This is a genomic window from Prevotella sp. S7-1-8, from assembly GCF_000758925.1.
Lineage (GTDB): Bacteria > Bacteroidota > Bacteroidia > Bacteroidales > Bacteroidaceae > Prevotella.
Genome location: NZ_JRNC01000146.1, coordinates 1 through 641, shown reverse-complemented (window position 1 = coordinate 641; position 641 = coordinate 1). Strand labels below are relative to the sequence as shown.

At 45.2% G+C, this 641-nt stretch carries 1 protein-coding gene; it reads right to left on the bottom strand.

Features of this window, described 5'->3' with window-relative positions; translation table 11 throughout:
- Window positions 1–641, bottom strand: a 641-nt coding sequence (locus HMPREF1640_RS12410) for a phage integrase SAM-like domain-containing protein (RefSeq protein ID WP_036895429.1), incomplete at both ends; no start/stop codon positions are given.

Below are 641 nucleotides of genomic sequence, written 5' to 3'. Positions count from 1 at the left end.
GGCTTTCAAATAAGATTGGTAAGTGGCATATCCCATGAAAGGGAGCAATGTTTCCCTTTCATCGCTGTGGAGCTTCTCCATCAGCCATATGGCTTCGGGCAGCAGTTTGACACGACAAGGCACACCTGTCTTTTGGCGGTTGAACTTCAGCCAAAGGCTACCCTCGTCATCACGCACAAGATGGGACTTGTTCAGTTCCATCAAATCGCAATATGCAGCACCTGTATAACAGGCAAAGAGGAAAATATCCCTTGCCGTTTCCATTTCATCCTCCAAGTTCTCAAAATGGAGAGTCCTTAACTTCTCAAATGCCCCTCTGTCAAGTGCTTTGGGGAGTTTCTTGTTACCCTTGCTGATTTTGACTTTGTCAAAAAGCAGGACATCTGCCAATCCCTCACGGTAAGCCAGCCTGCATACCGTTTTCAAATGAGTGGCGACATTGTAGAATGAGCTTTCCTGAAATCCACACTCTCCCAAGAAGTACTGCTGAAACTCATGGATGAAGTTCTCTGTCAGTTGTGAGAAGGCTAAGTCTGAAACCTTATACTTCTTTTGGATGAACTCCTGCAAGTGGATTCTCGTGGAGTGATAGCTTGCCATTGACTCTTTTCTGAGGTCTACACCGATATGACTTTCTTTTT